The following is a 16408-nucleotide window of genomic DNA, read 5'->3' on the forward strand; positions in this document are numbered from 1 at the left end:
GGGCAAAACTGAAACTCTTTTTTGTATATTTGGCTTAGTGATAAAACAAACTGAAGGAACAAAAGTCCCCACCTTCTCAAAGCCGGCGGGACGTTAGCAACAATTTTGAAAAACTGCAATAGATATTCAGGATGAACAAGAATTTAAAGAAACTCCATTTTATCTCAATAATATTCTTTATGACATTTCTAATTAGTTGCAATAGTCATGAAATTGATGGCAATAAAGTTTATTATGTATCTTGGAATGAAGGAACTGGAAAAAACAAAACCTTAATTCAAGGAGCAGATGCTGAAACTTTTAAAGAACTTGAACATTCAGATTATGCAATTGACAAAAACAATGTTTACTATGAAGCTGGAAAATTAAAAGACGCCAACCCTAAAACTTTTGTTTCTCTTTTAGATTATTATGGTAAAGACAATAGATTTGCTTATTATGGTGGTGCGAAAATTAATGGTGCTGAAAGTAAAACATTTGAAATAATAGACAAAGGACCATATTCTAAAGATAAGAAAGATTATTACTATGATACAATTGCTTTAAAAGTTTCAGATTTAAAAACATTCCAAATTTTAAATAAAGAATCTTCATTTGGAGATTGGGCAAAAGACAAGAATTTTTACTATTTATCTGGAAAAAAACATCCATTAGCTGATTACATGTCATTTGAGATAATAGGAAATGGATATGCTAAAGATAAAGTTAAAGTCTATTTTCAAGATAGTGTTGTAGTAAATGCCGACCCAAATACTTTCAAAACGATTGATTATGCGTACGGACAAGACAAAAAATATAGATTCGATGGAAGCAAAAAATTAAACATTAAAGATCCAAATTCATTTGAACTTTTAAATTTTGGCTTCACAAAAGATAAGCTGCATGTATATAAAAATGACAGCGTTGTCAAAAATGCTGACCCAAAAACTTTTGAAATAATTGATTGGAAATGGGAAAAGGACAAATCAACTTGTTACTATCAAGGAAAACCAATGCCTAATGTTGATAGAAAAACATTCCAAACACTTCAAAACAATTACTCAAAAGACATCAATAATGTATACTACTACGAAAATGTTGTTCAAGGGGCTGATCCAAAAACATTTAAAGTTGACGATTACACTTATATCGGTAAGGACAAATTTGGTTGTTATAACGCTGGGAAAAAGGTACCTTGCAATTAATAATTCAAAAAAACTGTTGCTAACAGCGGTTTTGTGAAATTGGGGTTTTAGGTAAAATTTAAAGGTAATTTTATATATTTGACTTCAGTCCTAATGGAATGGTTTGGAAATAAAAATCCCCAACTCCACAAAGCCGGCGGGACGTTAGCAGTAAGATTGCCCAAAGAGCGCGAAATTCAAAAACTTATTTTTTTCAATGTCAAATAGTTTTCTATCATACCAGCATGCTATTAATACAATCAACCTTTTATATAAAAAAAGTGGATTTGATTTTAATGAAAAAACTTTAGGAGAGAATATTTATAAAGAATTCAATATTGAAATCAAAAATTCAAAATACGCTTCTTTGTTTGCTTATGTGGACGAATATATTGTGCTTTTGAGAATAATTTCTCAATTTTATTTAATTGGTTCAAAAGAAAACAACAAACATTCTAGCACATATTACAAAATCACTATAAGACAAATTAAGCACTTATCATCTATTAGATTGTTGTGTAGCTATGGTTTAGATACAGATGCAAGAACTATTTTACGACTACTCTACGAAACTTCCCTAGTATGGACACGTTGCAAACTTGATATAGATTTCTTAGAAGATTATAATAATAGTCTAGGATTTAAAGAGTCTAATGAATTTTGGCATAAATATATTAAAAGTAGTAAAACAGAAAAATTCATAAAAGATGAAGTTTCTAAAAGAAAACTAACATGGTTAGGAGATTTAGATGATCAAATCTCACATATGAAAACAATTTTAAGCTCTACATCACATCCCAGTAATCTTGTAGATAATATAGATTTTGAAAACGATTTTAATAGTGATTTTTTAGGTGTTGGAAAAGTATCAAAAAGTTCACATTTGACATTATCGTACGCAATCATGTGTACTGCAATGCCATTTAGTTTGTTACCAAATCCAGATGATAAATTTAAGATTTTGAAAAACTATGAGTTTAAATATTTACCTATAAATGATAAATTGAATTCATCTTTTGAATATTACATTGAATTAGAAAAAATGTTTCCCGTTTTATTCCTCATGCTAAGTAAATTTTCAAATGAATTAAATGAGAAAAAATAAATCCTACTGCTAACAGCGGTTTTCTGCAATGGCGGGTTTAGGGATTTTTTGGGATGGTTAGTGATTGCATTTCTTCTTTAAAAGGAAGTTTTTTCTTTACTACTTTTCGGTATATTTGTAAACGTCAGTAATAAAAAACCGCCACTGACAGAAAGCCGGCGGGACGTTACCAGCAATGTTTCACCAAATGAACACATGAAAATATGCCAAATTTTTTATTGCTTTTAATAATTTTTTTTTCATTTTCAGTTAAAACTTATTCTCAAAATGAAAGAGATAAAGAAATTAAGGAAAAAATACTTCCGTTTTTAAATAGCGAAAGTTTTTACAATAAAACTAAATATGACTTGGTAAAAAAAGACTTAAATGAGTTAGCCAAAAAATATGGATATGAAACCGATTTACAAACTCGGTTGTTAAATGCAAGTTTCCATCACAAAGACACTTTGTATTTTAAAGCCCAATTATCAATCTTAGTTGAGAAATTTGGTTACGACATAAGATACACTTCAAACAAAGAGCTTTATTATTATGCCATCACTGAAGGCAATATGTCATCATGGTTCAAAAAAATGTATATCAAAAATCATGGAATATGGTTAGAAAACAATTTTGAAAAACTAATTGATTTACATAAACTAAATCAATTACAGATTAAAGATCAAATCATAAACAAATTTGCTTCAAAAATTTATTTTTCGTCTTCGATGAGTAGCGAACAAAAGGAAATAATACAAAAGGAACTAAACAGTTTTAACCTCGAAAATATTTCTGAACTAAATTCAATAGCGCAAAAAATCGATTATTATCCAAATAGCAAACGATTTGCTGTAATTCAAAACGGATTTCAAAGCTTGTTAATTCACAACTTTCAACAGAAAATAACAATGGATAAAACATGGGAATATCTATTTCCGCTTATAAAGAAATCATATTTAAAATTTGATCTTGATAACACCATTTTTCAGAATTACGATTTTTACAGTTATTTAAATAATGGCTATCAAGAATTTAACTCTTATACCATTAAAGATATTCCCATACAACTTCGAAAAAATGAAAATGAAATTCCATTAAAAAGCATCGAAACTTTCAACAAAATAAAAAAAGAATTCAACTGGTAATAAACACAGCAGGTAACAGCGGTTTTAAGAAATTAGGGTTTGGGTGTATAATGGAACGGTCTTTTTGTATATTTGGCTTTAGTCCTAATGGAATGGTTTGGGAACAAAAATCCCCAACTTCTTAAAGCCGGCGGGACGTTGTGCGAAAGTTAACAAAACTAACATAAATAATTTGGATACAAATAAAAACTCCCTACGAGACTATATCAATAGAAATGTAAACATTCTTACTACAATAGGCATATTTAATGCACTAGCTATATATTCCTCATCGTTACCTATAAAAAATGAATTACCAAATATTTTGAGTCTATTTTTTTTGCTATTATCATTTATAAGCTCTTTACCTACTTTATATGAAAAAAAACACAGACATACATTGATTACACACGCTTTTAGTATCATAATTCTTTCCTGTCAGTGTTTAATTATGATAATTGTTTCTGAAACATATTCTTGGGCGATGAAGAATATTATTACTCCTACTCTACTTTTATTATTTATGTCAATCTTAGGCACATATTCCTTTACTAGAATTTTAATTCATAAAGAATGGTTCAAAAACATGAATAATAACCATAAAATTTTATTTTCATTTTTTTATATTACATTAATGCTAATAGCCATTCTTTTCACTTTAAGCTTTGTTCTAAACCGACTTGGATGGGGGTTTAATAAATGATTAAAACCTTCGCACAACAGCGGTTTGCAGCAAGTGGGGTTTTAGGGAAAAACCAAACATCTTTTGTATATTTGGCTTTAGTAATAAACAAACTAAAGGCACAAAAAATCCCCACCTGCAGCAAGCCGGCGGGACGTTACCAGCCATTTTAAAAAGTGCGTCGTCCTAAAATAGGTTGACTAAAAATTAAACACTTTTAGTATCCTATGGAAACAACAAGAAAACAACCCTGCCGAAAAAATGAGTATCAGAAAATCAGTTTTGATCTCAAACTTTCCATCATTGACGAAATTAATAATGGACAAATCTCTGTAAACTATGCTGCCAAAAAGTATGGCATTTCTCGAAGTTCCATTGACTATTGGAGAAAGAAATTATCTAACTTTACATCCAAATCCAAAGCAATGAGCAAGAACGACGAGATTAAAAAACTAAGAGAACGTATAGAAGAACTGGAATTTATTAAAGACTTCCAACAAGACATCATTGCTGATTTTGAAGTAACCACAGGACTGGATATCGCAAAAAAGTCGTTGCCCGAAACATTAGTAAAAGAGATAGAGAAAAAGAAAAGAAACCTTTTAAAGTAAAATGGCTTTATCAATGTTTCGGAATATCCAAACAAGCTTATTATAAACGAATCAAAGCTGATAAACAGCGAGAAGAACAAGTTATTGTAATTAAAGAACTCATTGCGCCTATCAGGAAAAAACAAACCCGGTACGGTGGAAGAAAACTGTACCTGGACATTAAAGATGATTTGGAAAAGAGGGATATAAAAATGGGAAGAGATAACTTTTTTAGGTTCTTGAAAACACATCAGTTATTGGTTAAGAAAACTAAGCAATTCCATATCACAACCGATTCCAAACATTTTTTCTATAAATCGCCAAACCGAATTAAGAACATCACTCCTACTCACGCGGAACAGATCTGGGTCAGCGATATAACCTACCTTAAAACACAAGAAAAACACGCTTATTTGGCTTTGGTAACAGACATCTATTCCAAGAAAATAATGGGGTTCAAACTCGATACGAATATGAAAGCTACATTAGTGAAAGATGCTCTTCAAATGGCTTTAAAAAACAGAATGCATAAACATCAAAACATCATTCATCACAGCGACAGGGGAATACAGTATTGCTGTCCCGAGTTCTCCGAATTCGCGCAAAACAACGGCATGTTACTCAGTACAACCCAGCAATACGACCCTTATGAAAACGCAGTAGCGGAGAGGATTAACGGAATTTTGAAATATGAGTTTGGTTTATTAAAAACATTACCTAATTTAGTCTTGGCTCAGAAAATGATTAAACAGGCGGTAAACACATACAATAATGAAAGAAGGCACTACAGCTTAGATATGAAAACACCTGAGTTTGCACACAAAAATCAAATGCATAAATACAAATTTTACAACCTGAATTAATAACCAAAATGGTCAACCTATTTCAGGACAAGACAAAGACAAATGACACTACAAAAATATATGGACAGCTTACCCAAAGATGGACAATTTAAAATTGCTATTCGACTGACAAAATTGGCTCTTCCAATTTGGGAAAATTATGCAGACAAAAATTCACTCACATATCGTGACACTGTGATTGGTTTGACACATACTGTGGAGAAGAAAATATTGAAAGACACTATTGATGCAGTTGAAAAATATCTCAACTCAAATAAGATTGAAAAATTCATTGGTGTGAAAAGCGAACTCACAGAAATACGCAGACAATTTGATGACCCGATTGTTGCACTTCAAGACACCGATTGGGAATTACCAAACGAAGTTCAAAAAACATTTTATGCAGTTTATAATCTAATAGACTATTTATTAGGTAAAGAGAAGACTGTTTTTGACGAATCGACAATTTATGTTTCAATTAATCAAGCGGTAGACGCACTAGAAACATCCAAAACCTTGACCTTTGACGAAATAAGTAAAATACTTGATGAAATAAAAAACGGCAGGTAACAGCGGTTTTATGCTATGGCAGGGCTTGGGATTTTTTGGATTGGTCAGTACTTGCATTTCTTCTTAAAAAGAAGTTTTTTCTTTCCACTTTTCGGTATATTTGTAAACATTAGTAATAAAAAATCTGCCACAGCATAAAGCCGGCGGGACGTTGGCGGTAATTTTACAGAACCGACCGCAAACAAGCCGACATCAAAATCTGAGAATAAAAAAAGTGGACAGTTAAGAACTTCCGCTTTTGGACATTTATATAATTATCGTTTATAATCAAAAATCATTAAATCGACTTCGGATTTTTAGCAAATAAATTACGATTGAACGCTACAACTTCCTCGTGTGTCGGTTGCGTGGTAAATTTCATTAAATCTAAAATTGCCAAATCACGAATTTGTGGAGCAGTTTTTTTGTCAGCATTTTCGAGTGCCTCTTTTAGGTCAGACGAATTTAATTCTGTACAATAAGCAGGTGTTCCAGGTTGGTGTTTCCAAGATTGCGACAAAAGCCCTGCATCGACAAAATCAAAACCTGCATCCTTGACCAAGCCAGATACTATTTTTTTTGCGTTTTCATCATTTCCTGAAATAGCCATAGCAATATTTTCATTTCCGCTAACAAGACTTTGAGCTAAAAGATTATTAAATGCTTTTATAACAGGACGACCAATTTGCTCGGAAACCCATTCACTTTCAACTTTACCAGCTTTTAGTTCTTCAATTTCGCCATCTCGAAAAGGGTAATAATTTGCGGTATCGACTATAATTAAATTTTGTGGGCTTTCTTCAAACAAATTTTTTGGCAAATCAGGAATTGCAATAGTTGGAACAGATAATATAACAACATCTACATTTTTTACAACATCCATTAACGAAGCGGGCAAAGCACCGATTTCGTTTGCTTTTTTCTCTAATTCTTCAAATACATCTCTATTTGAAACTTTAACTTGATGACCTGCCGCAATCATTTTTTTTGCAATTGTGCCACCAATAGCACCAGTGCCAATTATTCCTATTTTCATTTTGATTATTTTTTACTAATTATAGTGCAAATTTATTCAAAATTACTTTCCTTTGTATAGTGCTTTCCCAAAAGAAAGTGAAATTTAATTTAGTATGGCAAAGAAAAAAGCTTATTGTGATTGTTTAGACACGGTAAAACCTGTTAGAGACACACTTGACGTAATTAATGGAAAATGGAAATTACCAATCATTATTTCTGTTGGAGTTGGCAACGAAAGATTTACAGATATTCAAGAAAGCATTGCTGGCTTAACACCAAAAGTATTGGCTAAAGAACTTAAAGATTTGGAACAACACCAACTTATCAAGAGAATAATCATTGACGATTATCCCATAAAAATATCTTACAAATTAGAAACTTATGCCGACACATTAACGCCAATTATTTATGCATTAAAAGATTGGGGTTTAAATCACAAGAAAAAGATTTTTACAAAAGAGTAAAATTCTTAGGGTTAAACCGAAAAAAAACTACCGCCAACAAGGGTTTTATGCAAGTGGGGTTTTAAGGCAAAACTGAAACATCTTTTTGTATATTTGGCTTCAGTCTTAATGGAATGGTTCGGGAGCAAAAGTCCCCACCTGCATAAAGCCCCGGGACGTTATGAGTAATGCGCCCAAACGCGGCGAAAAAAGAGTGAATGAAAAACATTGATTTAAAATTAGCACTGATTCAATCACTAGGGATTATCTTTCTTATTGAAGGGATTGAAAGACTTTATATGTTTTCACAATCTGAAAAATATGAATGTGTTTTAGCATATCTTAAAGATCAAAATTCTGATTGTTGGAAAAAATTTGAATCTCCTTATGAAACAATGGGAGATTTTATGGTTAGTGGATTCGTTTTCGGATTTTATGGATTGATTATCGGAATCATCTTAATCGCTCTAATAAATTGGAGAAATAAGACTTCTATTTATAATTCACTTTTAACTTTTATTCTAATAATGATACCTTTTGCATGTGGAGTTTTTAGAAAAGGTTTCATAAATGATTTGTTCAATTCATTTGGCGGTCTTTTTTCAAGAGATTTTACCGTTGAAAATTTTATTGGCGGTTCCACTTTTACTATAATAGCAATAATAATTTTATGGAAAAGTCGGAAAAATTCATAAAGCACTACTCATAACAGCGGTTTTAAGAAATTGGGGCTATAGGCAAAATTTAAAGGTAATTTCATATATTTGGCTACAGTTCTAATGGAATGGTTTGAGAACAAAATCCCCAACTTCTTAAAGCCGGCGGGACGTTAACTGTAATGCGAAAAAACTGAATCTATAACCATGAATATTTTCATTTTTTCAATCAAATTAATACACATTTCTTAATTGTGTTTTTCCCACGAAAAAATTCTTAATGAAAGGATATATAGTGCAATTTGCAATAATAAACATGAAGATATTTAATCCTTAACTAGCTATCTTTGGCCCATAAAGATTAATAACAACGAAGAAGTATTTATGAAAACTTTTTTTGAATATTTTTACTATAAATTTGCTAAACTAGATAATTTAAATCATCAATATGCAATACATGTTCTAACAACGACTCAATTTACTCTTTTCCTAAACATGATTTTCTTGTTTATAGCAGGACCATTAGAATTAAGAGGTAAACCAAGTAATCCTGTAGTCATAACTTTTGTATTGCTTTTTTTTGCTTTAGATTATTATAATAGTAAGCTTTACAAGGGAAGGTTTGAAGAGTTTGCTGAAAAATGGTGTATTGAAGATAAAAAAGATAGAAAAGTTGGAAATCGTAAAATTATACTTTTTATAATTTTTTCATGGGGCTTTATTTTTATCAATGGTTGGATTTATAATAGATACCAATAATCTTCTAGGATAGTGAATAATTTCACATTACTTGCTATCTACTAATTCCAAATCAGCACTACAGTTAACAGCGGTTTTATGAAATGGCGGGTTTAGGGATTTATCGGTAATGGTCAGTGTTTGTTTTTCTTTCTCCGAAAGAGGTTTTTTCATTCAGTCTTTTCGGTATATTTGTAAACATCAGTAATAAAAATTCCGCCACTTCATAAAGCCGGCGGGACGTTGTACACAATTTTGCAAAAAAATGACGAAACAAATCAATAACATCATTTTTCATATCATGAAGAAATTTATTTAATACCATGAATTCCAATTATTTTTTAAAACAAAACGCAAAAAAAGTTATCTTTTTGATATTGATAATTCCAATAATAATTCAATTATTTTTAATAAACATAATTCAAGTAATTCACAACGGCAGTGAAATAATTTACTATTTGTCATTTTTGCTTTTTGGATTGTTGTACTTGCCTTATCTTTATTGGCTATACAGTATTGTAAACTTTTTCTTTACGAATTCAAATAAGTTTGTTGAATTAAAATTAAATAATTTCAAAATATGTTTAGCAATAAACGTTCTTGTGGTTTTTAATTTTGTTTTGTTTGTTGCATATATATTCAGTTTTGTTTTTTTAAAAAGTGGATTACCTAATACTGATATAATTTTATGCTTTGGTTTTATGCAGTTTGTAGGTGTTGTATCTTTTGTATATACTGGTTATTTTGTTAGTAAGCTAATCACCACTATTGAATTAAACCGTAAAATATATTTTAGCGATATTGTAGGTAATTTTATTATTTTATCAATTCCTCCATTAGCAATATGGATTATACATAATAAAGCTAAAAAGCTTGCGGAAAGAAAAAATTAAAATTGCAAATTCCAAATAAAAACTGTGTACAACAGCGGTTTTGTGAAAGTGGGGTTTGTGGCAAAATTTAAAGACAATTTTATATATTTGACTTCAGTCCTAATGGAATGGTTTAGGAACAAAAATCCCCACCTCCACAAAGCCGGCGGGACGTTATTCGAAATTTTGGGTAAACGAAATCTAAAAAATGAATCCTATAATTAAGAATTTATTTGCTTATCTCATATTTAGTTTCATAACTGCCGTAATATTCGCCATTATCTTAAAAATTAAAGTAGGTGGTGGTCAAATGGTGGTTATGGCTCCTCTTTATTTACTAATAAATTCAGCAATAGCGATTATAATATCATTAGTACTTATATCTGTTATAAGAAATCTTATTACAATAACTTTATCGTTAAGTCTATGGCTATTTATGATAGTATTTGTTTTAACAATGTTTGTGAACAATGATTTTAATCTATTCAAAAATGATATAGATGTATTGTCATTTTCGAGTGTATTTATATCTTTCGTAATATTTCAATTAACATTAATGATTAAAAAAAACTTCGCATAACAGCGGTTTTCTGCAATGGCGGGTTTAGGGATTTTTTGGGATGGTTAGTGTTTGCATTGCTTCTTTAAAAAGAAGTCTTTTCCTAACTACTTTTCGGTATATTTGTAAACGTCAGTAATAAAAAAACCGCCGCTGACAGAAAGCCGGCGGGACGTTAGCAGCAAGTCAAAACCAAACTATGACAAAACAATATTATAAAAATCTATCGCTTACATTTCTAATTATAATCGTTTGGTGTGTTTATGTATTCTTTGACTACTTTACAGAAACTGACGGATTTATTAAGCTAGCATTGTTTTTTGATTATTTTAATGCAGTCGCATTTGCTAGTGGATTGGCAATGCTAAATATTCTTCTGAGATTTACGACATTTAGAAATCAAACTGAAAGGTTTAAAGACAATTTTTTCTATATTTTTTCTGCAATAGCAAATTTGTTTCTACCAATTGTTTATTTAATTTATTTAGTAATTAGAAAGCGGTCAATTATTGAATTTATAACAACTCTAGAACTAGGTAACATACTTATAATGTTGAATGTCATATTTGGATGTTTTATCATGACTGATATATATTACAATAGAAAAACATCGACAGAAAACATGACCAGCTGCTAACAGCGGTTTTAAGAAATTGGGGCTTTAGTGTTTAATGGAACGATCTTTTTGTACATTTGACTTCAGTCCTAATGGAATGGTTTGGGAACAAAAATCCCCAACTTCTCAAAGCCGGCGGGACGTTAACGGCAAGCTGAAAAAAACGATATGGAAAGAAACGCAATCATTTTGATAATCCTTTTTTTTACGAAAATAAGTTTTGCACAAAATTTGGATTTTGATGAAATAAAATTCAAAGGTTTGAGTTTATATTCTTCAAAAAATCAAATAATCGAACAGCTTGGAAACCCCAAAAAGGAATACATTTCTAATTATGAATGCGGTGATTTTTCTAGTGAAGAACAAGGTGCAACATATTATAGTTTAGATTACGGAAGTGTAAAATTTACTGGAAATCAAAATGAAAAGTATGTTATAGATAAAGTTGATTTTGAAAATGACAAATCTTTAATTCTACATTACCAAAAACACAAATTAACTTGTGAAACAACATTGAATGAATTAGTAGAAATATTTGGTAAACAAATTATTGAACTTATAGGAAGCGAATCAAACGGTGCGTTTATTATTCAACATTCTGAATATGATAATGGAATAAGATTTGAAATAAAAAATGGAAAACTAATAACATTTGAATATTGGTCACCTTGCTAAACAGCCAGCCGTTAACAGCGGTTTTAAGCAATGGCGGGGCTTGGGATTTTTTGGAATGTTTTGTGAAATTTTTCGGTATATTTGTGAAGTTCCGTGAGTGGAAAACCGCCACTGCATAAAGCCGGCGGGACGTTATGCGACATCGCAAAAAACTAAACCTTCATGATGAATAAATTTACTTTATCTTATATCCTTTTGGTAAATGCGGCCATAATTGCTCTTGCAATTGCAGATATGATTTCGGGAAATATTTTTCTTAAATATATTTTTTTTATTATTAATTCTATTGTTTCAATTTATTGTGTTTTTCACATTACCAAAAAATATGCATACCATTATTTGTGCGCTACAAATCTCATTCAAGCTTTCTCATTAATGCTATTTGGTTTTAGCTTCAAATTTCTATTAGGCCCTGATTTATCATTTTTTCTATACAGTGAAGGAGATTTAAAATCTACGCTGAGTTTCAAAATTTTCAATGTTTTTTTAATCTGTTCAAAAGGTTCTGAGATTAATGATTGGGTAATTGGGATTAATTTTATCCATCTTTTTGTTTTTTTCCATCTATTTTCCCTAATTTCTAAATCTAAAACGAAAATAAGCAACGTCGCATAACAGCAGTTTGCAGCAAGTGGGGCTTTAGGGCTAAATTTATTGTTGGTTTTGTGTTTGTAAACTTAATCTTAAATTGATACTTTTGGGAAAACAATCCCCCACCTGCAGCAAGCTGGCGGGACGTTAGCAGATAGTTTGACAGAACGAACCGAAAAATAAAATATCTTAAATGAAATTCTACGTAAAATATCTTTTTTGTTTGCTTAGTTTTTTGGGAACGGCACAAAACAAACTTTCAGAAGATAATCCTCTTTCAATTCAAATAAATTTAGCAAGTAATGACTATAAAGATTTTGTATCAGTCAAAAACACAATTTATGCCATAACCAATACTAATGATTTTGTCAAAATTGATTTTAAAAATGATAATTTCAAAATCATAAAAAGTAATATAACGACAATTGCAAAAAAATCTAACGACGAATTAATTTTAGGAAGTAAAGAAGGTAAAATATTTATTTACAAAAAAAATGGCACGATCAATCAAATTGATAAAGTAGACGCAGAAATTTTTTCAATATTAATAGATTCAAAGAATGAATATGTAGTTTACTGCAGCAAATCTATTTACTACAATAAAAAGAATTATATACCTAAAAAGGAAACTAACTTTTATGGAAAGGTTAGAGCAAAATACACAGGAACCCAATTAATAGAACCTGATTACATTTATTTAGACAAAAAAGATTTTCTATGGTTTGCTTTTGACGAAGGCGAATTTGGAGGAAATGTCTGCTTTTTTGATTTGAATAAAAAAGAGTTTATTTACGAACATTGGTTAATGATTGATAATGGCGGATTTGGTGAAGAAGTAAAATATAAGGACGAAAATGAATATTTTACAAAATTAAAAGAAACCTATCCTGATAAAATTAAAATTACAGAAACCGATACTATTTACAAATATCCATACAATTTAAGTATTTCAAGTGTAACTAAAGGTGTTGCATATAATAATGATAATGATTTATTCATAACTTCAAGTGGTGGTGGACATACCATGCTATATGCTACAGAAAAGGGCTTTTATTATTATATTGACGGAACAATTGTAAAAATTTCAAAAAAAGAGACTGATTATTATAAATCTTGCTTTGACCAAGACATCCTTGAAGATGAAAAATATAAGTATGCTTTTGCGCAAAATTTTATGGGCTTTAAAAACAAAGATAGAGCATCGAGAGAAAACATTTTGACAGAAAATGAAATCAATCAATTGGGCCCAATTACATATAATAAATATGATAATAAACTATACTTCTTTAGTTCAAAAGGTTTTTACGTTTTAAATAATTCGGACTGCACATTTTCAAAAAAATTATTTTTTAGACCAAAATTAAGTTGTAAACATCAATATGAAAGCAATTATTGTATTCATTTGAACGTAACTAAATTTGAATTTATCAGCGAAAAAGAAATTCTTTTTTTAACAAGAAATAATGGAATTGGATATTATAACGGAGAAAGTGTTAAATATCTTAGATAAGCGAAATAATAAAACCATCTGCTAACAGCGGTTTTGTGCAAGTGGGGTTTTGGGTGTTTATCGGTAATGGTCAGTGTTTGCACTTCTCTCCTATTTTTCAACTTTTTTCTTTCAGACTTTTCGGTATATTTGTAAACATCAGTAATGAAAATCCCCACCTGCCACAAAGCCGGCGGGACGTTAGCGAAAACCTTTGAAAAACGATGCGAAAACATAGCAGAAAAATTTTTTATTCGCCTGGATTGATTAGCATAATTTTACTGCCAATTATGTGTATCCTTTTTTTAAAAAGTAGAGACGCATTTACCCAATATGGTTCAATAACTTTAGCTACTTGGGATGGCAAAATTTTCTATAATGAAATAACTACTTTCTTAAATTCTAAAAAATTTACAAAAGTCACTTTAACGGGAGATTATGATTCTGACAAGATAAAACTAATTAATTCTAAAAAAGAAATACAAAGATTAATAAGTACTAAAGATTCAATAAATGGAATACAATTTCATTTTGACGAAAAATCAAAATATTGGTCATATGTAAAAGTTGTAGAAATTCTACAAGACGAGAACGCACAGTTTTATGTCCCATATAAAAATGATATTTGGTTTACCAATCCAAAACTTCCAAAAAAAGAAACAAAAACTTTCGTGTGTGGAAATACTGTAAATATGATTTGCGTAAGTGAAAAACCAAATTTTAATTTAGATATAATCCAAAATATTGTAAAAAAATATTATCTGATAATTATTATATATTTACTGATGGTTTATTTCACAATTAGAAAAATTTACAGCTTGAATAAAGGCATCCGCTAACAGCAGTTTGCAGCAAGTGGGGCTTTAAGGCAAAATTTATTGTTGGTTTTGTGTTTGTAAACTTAATCTTAAATTGATACTTTTGGGATAACAATCCCCACCTGCAGCAAGCTGGCGGGACGTTGTGCAACATTTTGAACAAACAAGACGTTTAATGAGAAAAATTGTAAATCTAGCTAAGCCAAAAAATGGAATCGTAAGACTTATGATATACAATAACGAAAACGAAACATATCTTTTTGGATATAAAAAATTAGAGGATTGTAGTTCAGAATTTGACGAATGGTTTGAATCAGAAAACGATGCTCTAGAATCATGCAAAACTGAATACGGAATTAATATAACTGACTGGAAAGAAATAGCAAACCCTGAATTAAATTGCCAACATGATTGGATTAATCCAGTTCGAGTAAAAGGACGCGAAAACGGAAATCCCGAATTTGGAAAATTCGAAAAATTGGTAAACGGAAAATGGATTGAATTTAATCTAACTGAATAAGAAAAACGTCGCACAACAGCGGTTTTGTGCTAGTGGGGTTTTAGGATTTATCGGTAAAGGTCGGTGTTAGCACTTCTCTCCTATTTTTTCAACTTTTTCTTTCAATCTTTTCGGTATATTTGTAAACATCAGTAACAAAAATCCCCACCAGCACAAAGCCGGCGGGACGTTAGCTGTAATTAGCTAAACGAAATCTAGAATACAACAAACTAAAGCAAAAATTAGTAATGACCACAACTCAAAAGATCTCAAGGTTATTTGTACTTTCCTTGTTTCCCCTTGTCGGAATATTTTTTTTATATCATCAATATGAAAGACCTAATATAAAAAGCATTGATGATATAACATTTATTGAAGGACGCATTAAAGATTATTCATTTAAATATAAAGGCGGCGGAAGAGCTATTTCAAGACAATTTTACATCTGGGTACAAGGATATGATTGTAAGTTCCAAATTGCTGCTGATTATTTACCCTATTTTCAAAAAACCAGATTTGAGCAAAATTTAGTAATTGGAGATTCAATCAAAATAGGAATCCCAAACAATGAAAAAGAAAAACTTTATGAAGACGAAACTATATTAAGTATGTCAATTGATAGTAAATATGGAAATTACTTGTCTTCCTCAGATATAATTAAAGAAGAAAACAAATACTTTGACATTTATGCTGGATTAATCTTTTTGGGATTAGGTTACGGTCTTTATTTACTTCAGAAAAAATGGCCTTTTTTTATTTGATAAAAAGGAATAATTAAAACCAAAATAACTACAGCTAACAGCGGTTTTAAGAAATTGGGGTTTCGGTGTTTAACGGAACGAGCTTTTTGTATATTTGACTTCAGTCCTAATGGAAAGGTTTGGGAACAAAAATCCCCAACTTCTTAAAGCCGGCGGGACGTTAGCTGTAATGCGGCAAAACTGATCGAATAAGAACGTAAAAAACATACTATTTGCTATATCTAGATGAAATAATGATTAACAGTTTTGCTCAAGAAAGAATTAGTCTTGAACAGATTTTAGTTTGGTTTGACAATCTAAATCTAAAAAAACAAAGCGAAGCTATTTCTAGAGCAAGATTGTGTTTAGAACAATCTCATCCAAATACAGAAACTATTGAAAAAGCAGTTGAATTGATTCCTTTAAAACCAACTGTAACTCCAATCATATTATTAAAAACTAAAGTATTTAAAGAAGCTTTACAAAAAATTATTTTACTTCCCGAAAATGAATATAGAAAAGCATTTATTACTTTAATTTCTGTTTTCAAAGTTGCAGATACATTCCGAAGAAATACTTGGTGTAAAGAAGGCTGTAACCACGAATGGCACAATTTAGATGAAATATTAAATTAAAGCACTACAGCTAACAGCGGTTTTAA

General features: G+C 30.4%; 18 protein-coding genes. 16 read left to right on the forward strand and 2 right to left on the reverse strand.

Annotated elements, in window-relative coordinates:
• Positions 1–179 precede the first annotated feature (179 nt).
• The 6 genes from LZF87_RS12585 to LZF87_RS12610 all read left to right on the forward strand — a co-directional run bounded on the left by LZF87_RS12585 (position 180) and on the right by LZF87_RS12610 (position 6055).
• Complete coding sequence (locus LZF87_RS12585) at positions 180–1184, forward strand: DKNYY domain-containing protein (protein ID WP_244339474.1); 1005 nt, start codon at positions 180–182, stop codon at positions 1182–1184.
• A gap of 196 nt (positions 1185–1380) precedes the next feature.
• Positions 1381–2268: a hypothetical protein gene (locus tag LZF87_RS12590; protein ID WP_244339476.1), complete on the forward strand. Its 888-nt coding sequence runs from the start codon at positions 1381–1383 to the stop codon at positions 2266–2268.
• Between the two features lie 203 nt (positions 2269–2471).
• The gene (locus LZF87_RS12595; RefSeq protein WP_244339478.1) at positions 2472–3392 is read left to right on the forward strand and encodes a hypothetical protein; all 921 of its coding nucleotides are present in this window, start codon (positions 2472–2474) and stop codon (positions 3390–3392) included.
• A gap of 888 nt (positions 3393–4280) precedes the next feature.
• Entirely contained in the window at positions 4281–4664 is a 384-nt protein-coding gene (locus LZF87_RS12600; protein WP_244338796.1) for a helix-turn-helix domain-containing protein, read from the forward strand.
• A gap of 23 nt (positions 4665–4687) precedes the next feature.
• Entirely contained in the window at positions 4688–5506 is an 819-nt protein-coding gene (locus LZF87_RS12605) for an IS3 family transposase (RefSeq protein ID WP_244343817.1), read from the forward strand.
• 42 nt (positions 5507–5548) lie between these two features.
• Positions 5549–6055: a hypothetical protein gene (locus LZF87_RS12610; protein WP_244339480.1), complete on the forward strand. Its 507-nt coding sequence runs from the start codon at positions 5549–5551 to the stop codon at positions 6053–6055.
• Positions 6056–6332: 277 nt separating this feature from the next.
• Here the strand turns inward: LZF87_RS12610 and LZF87_RS12615 are convergent, their stop codons facing one another.
• On the reverse strand, positions 6333–7070 hold the full coding sequence (locus LZF87_RS12615) for an NADPH-dependent F420 reductase (protein WP_244339482.1): 738 nt from the start codon (positions 7068–7070) through the stop codon (positions 6333–6335).
• A 94-nt stretch (positions 7071–7164) separates the two neighbouring features.
• Here LZF87_RS12615 and LZF87_RS12620 point away from each other — a divergent pair, with 94 nt between their 5' ends.
• The 3 genes from LZF87_RS12620 to LZF87_RS12630 all read left to right on the forward strand — a co-directional run bounded on the left by LZF87_RS12620 (position 7165) and on the right by LZF87_RS12630 (position 8909).
• Positions 7165–7515 carry a winged helix-turn-helix transcriptional regulator gene (locus LZF87_RS12620; RefSeq protein WP_244339484.1) on the forward strand — a complete coding sequence of 117 codons (351 nt, stop codon included), beginning with the start codon at positions 7165–7167 and terminating at the stop codon, positions 7513–7515.
• A gap of 197 nt (positions 7516–7712) precedes the next feature.
• A complete protein-coding gene (locus LZF87_RS12625) occupies positions 7713–8189 on the forward strand; it encodes a hypothetical protein (RefSeq protein ID WP_244339486.1) in 477 nt (158 codons plus the stop codon).
• Between the two features lie 345 nt (positions 8190–8534).
• Positions 8535–8909: a hypothetical protein gene (locus tag LZF87_RS12630; RefSeq protein WP_244339488.1), complete on the forward strand. Its 375-nt coding sequence runs from the start codon at positions 8535–8537 to the stop codon at positions 8907–8909.
• A gap of 27 nt (positions 8910–8936) precedes the next feature.
• Here LZF87_RS12630 and LZF87_RS14750 read toward each other — a convergent pair whose 3' ends face one another.
• Positions 8937–9062, reverse strand: coding sequence for a hypothetical protein (locus LZF87_RS14750; protein ID WP_262917897.1), 126 nt, complete (start codon positions 9060–9062; stop codon positions 8937–8939).
• Between the two features lie 149 nt (positions 9063–9211).
• On the opposite strand from LZF87_RS14750, the gene LZF87_RS12635 reads away from it, so the two are divergent.
• The 7 genes from LZF87_RS12635 (at position 9212) to LZF87_RS12665 (ending at position 16382) form a co-directional block, all read left to right on the forward strand.
• Positions 9212–9781: a hypothetical protein gene (locus LZF87_RS12635; RefSeq protein ID WP_244339490.1), complete on the forward strand. Its 570-nt coding sequence runs from the start codon at positions 9212–9214 to the stop codon at positions 9779–9781.
• 1322 nt (positions 9782–11103) lie between these two features.
• Positions 11104–11610: a hypothetical protein gene (locus LZF87_RS12640; RefSeq protein ID WP_244339404.1), complete on the forward strand. Its 507-nt coding sequence runs from the start codon at positions 11104–11106 to the stop codon at positions 11608–11610.
• Between the two features lie 784 nt (positions 11611–12394).
• The gene (locus tag LZF87_RS12645) at positions 12395–13711 is read left to right on the forward strand and encodes a hypothetical protein (protein ID WP_244339491.1); all 1317 of its coding nucleotides are present in this window, start codon (positions 12395–12397) and stop codon (positions 13709–13711) included.
• A gap of 203 nt (positions 13712–13914) precedes the next feature.
• Positions 13915–14529 (forward strand): hypothetical protein, encoded by a 615-nt coding sequence (locus LZF87_RS12650; protein WP_244339493.1) that lies wholly within the window; start codon positions 13915–13917, stop codon positions 14527–14529.
• A 154-nt stretch (positions 14530–14683) separates the two neighbouring features.
• Entirely contained in the window at positions 14684–15028 is a 345-nt protein-coding gene (locus LZF87_RS12655; RefSeq protein WP_244339495.1) for a hypothetical protein, read from the forward strand.
• Positions 15029–15255: 227 nt separating this feature from the next.
• Complete coding sequence (locus LZF87_RS12660) at positions 15256–15768, forward strand: hypothetical protein (protein WP_244339497.1); 513 nt, start codon at positions 15256–15258, stop codon at positions 15766–15768.
• Positions 15769–16001: 233 nt separating this feature from the next.
• Positions 16002–16382, forward strand: a complete 381-nt coding sequence (locus LZF87_RS12665) for a DUF5958 family protein (RefSeq protein ID WP_244339499.1) — start codon at positions 16002–16004, stop codon at positions 16380–16382.
• Positions 16383–16408: the final 26 nt, after the last annotated feature.

Origin of the sequence: Flavobacterium enshiense, from assembly GCF_022836875.1 — a bacterium.
GTDB lineage: Bacteria > Bacteroidota > Bacteroidia > Flavobacteriales > Flavobacteriaceae > Flavobacterium > Flavobacterium enshiense_A.

What these genes read in the sequence shown, in the direction of transcription:
- LZF87_RS12585 (WP_244339474.1), top strand. Translation starts at nt 180, where the DNA reads ATGACATTTCTAATTAGTTGCAATAGTCATGAAATTGATGGCAATAAA.
- LZF87_RS12590 (WP_244339476.1), top strand. Translation starts at nt 1,381, where the DNA reads ATGTCAAATAGTTTTCTATCATACCAGCATGCTATTAATACAATCAAC.
- LZF87_RS12595 (WP_244339478.1), top strand. Translation starts at nt 2,472, where the DNA reads ATGCCAAATTTTTTATTGCTTTTAATAATTTTTTTTTCATTTTCAGTT.
- LZF87_RS12600 (WP_244338796.1), top strand. Translation starts at nt 4,281, where the DNA reads ATGGAAACAACAAGAAAACAACCCTGCCGAAAAAATGAGTATCAGAAA.
- LZF87_RS12610 (WP_244339480.1), top strand. Translation starts at nt 5,549, where the DNA reads ATGACACTACAAAAATATATGGACAGCTTACCCAAAGATGGACAATTT.
- LZF87_RS12615 (WP_244339482.1), bottom strand. Translation starts at nt 7,070, where the DNA reads ATGAAAATAGGAATAATTGGCACTGGTGCTATTGGTGGCACAATTGCA.
- LZF87_RS12620 (WP_244339484.1), top strand. Translation starts at nt 7,165, where the DNA reads ATGGCAAAGAAAAAAGCTTATTGTGATTGTTTAGACACGGTAAAACCT.
- LZF87_RS12625 (WP_244339486.1), top strand. Translation starts at nt 7,713, where the DNA reads ATGAAAAACATTGATTTAAAATTAGCACTGATTCAATCACTAGGGATT.
- LZF87_RS12630 (WP_244339488.1), top strand. Translation starts at nt 8,535, where the DNA reads ATGAAAACTTTTTTTGAATATTTTTACTATAAATTTGCTAAACTAGAT.
- LZF87_RS14750 (WP_262917897.1), bottom strand. Translation starts at nt 9,062, where the DNA reads ATGAAAAAACCTCTTTCGGAGAAAGAAAAACAAACACTGACCATTACC.
- LZF87_RS12635 (WP_244339490.1), top strand. Translation starts at nt 9,212, where the DNA reads ATGAATTCCAATTATTTTTTAAAACAAAACGCAAAAAAAGTTATCTTT.
- LZF87_RS12640 (WP_244339404.1), top strand. Translation starts at nt 11,104, where the DNA reads ATGGAAAGAAACGCAATCATTTTGATAATCCTTTTTTTTACGAAAATA.
- LZF87_RS12645 (WP_244339491.1), top strand. Translation starts at nt 12,395, where the DNA reads ATGAAATTCTACGTAAAATATCTTTTTTGTTTGCTTAGTTTTTTGGGA.
- LZF87_RS12650 (WP_244339493.1), top strand. Translation starts at nt 13,915, where the DNA reads ATGCGAAAACATAGCAGAAAAATTTTTTATTCGCCTGGATTGATTAGC.
- LZF87_RS12655 (WP_244339495.1), top strand. Translation starts at nt 14,684, where the DNA reads ATGAGAAAAATTGTAAATCTAGCTAAGCCAAAAAATGGAATCGTAAGA.
- LZF87_RS12660 (WP_244339497.1), top strand. Translation starts at nt 15,256, where the DNA reads ATGACCACAACTCAAAAGATCTCAAGGTTATTTGTACTTTCCTTGTTT.
- LZF87_RS12665 (WP_244339499.1), top strand. Translation starts at nt 16,002, where the DNA reads ATGATTAACAGTTTTGCTCAAGAAAGAATTAGTCTTGAACAGATTTTA.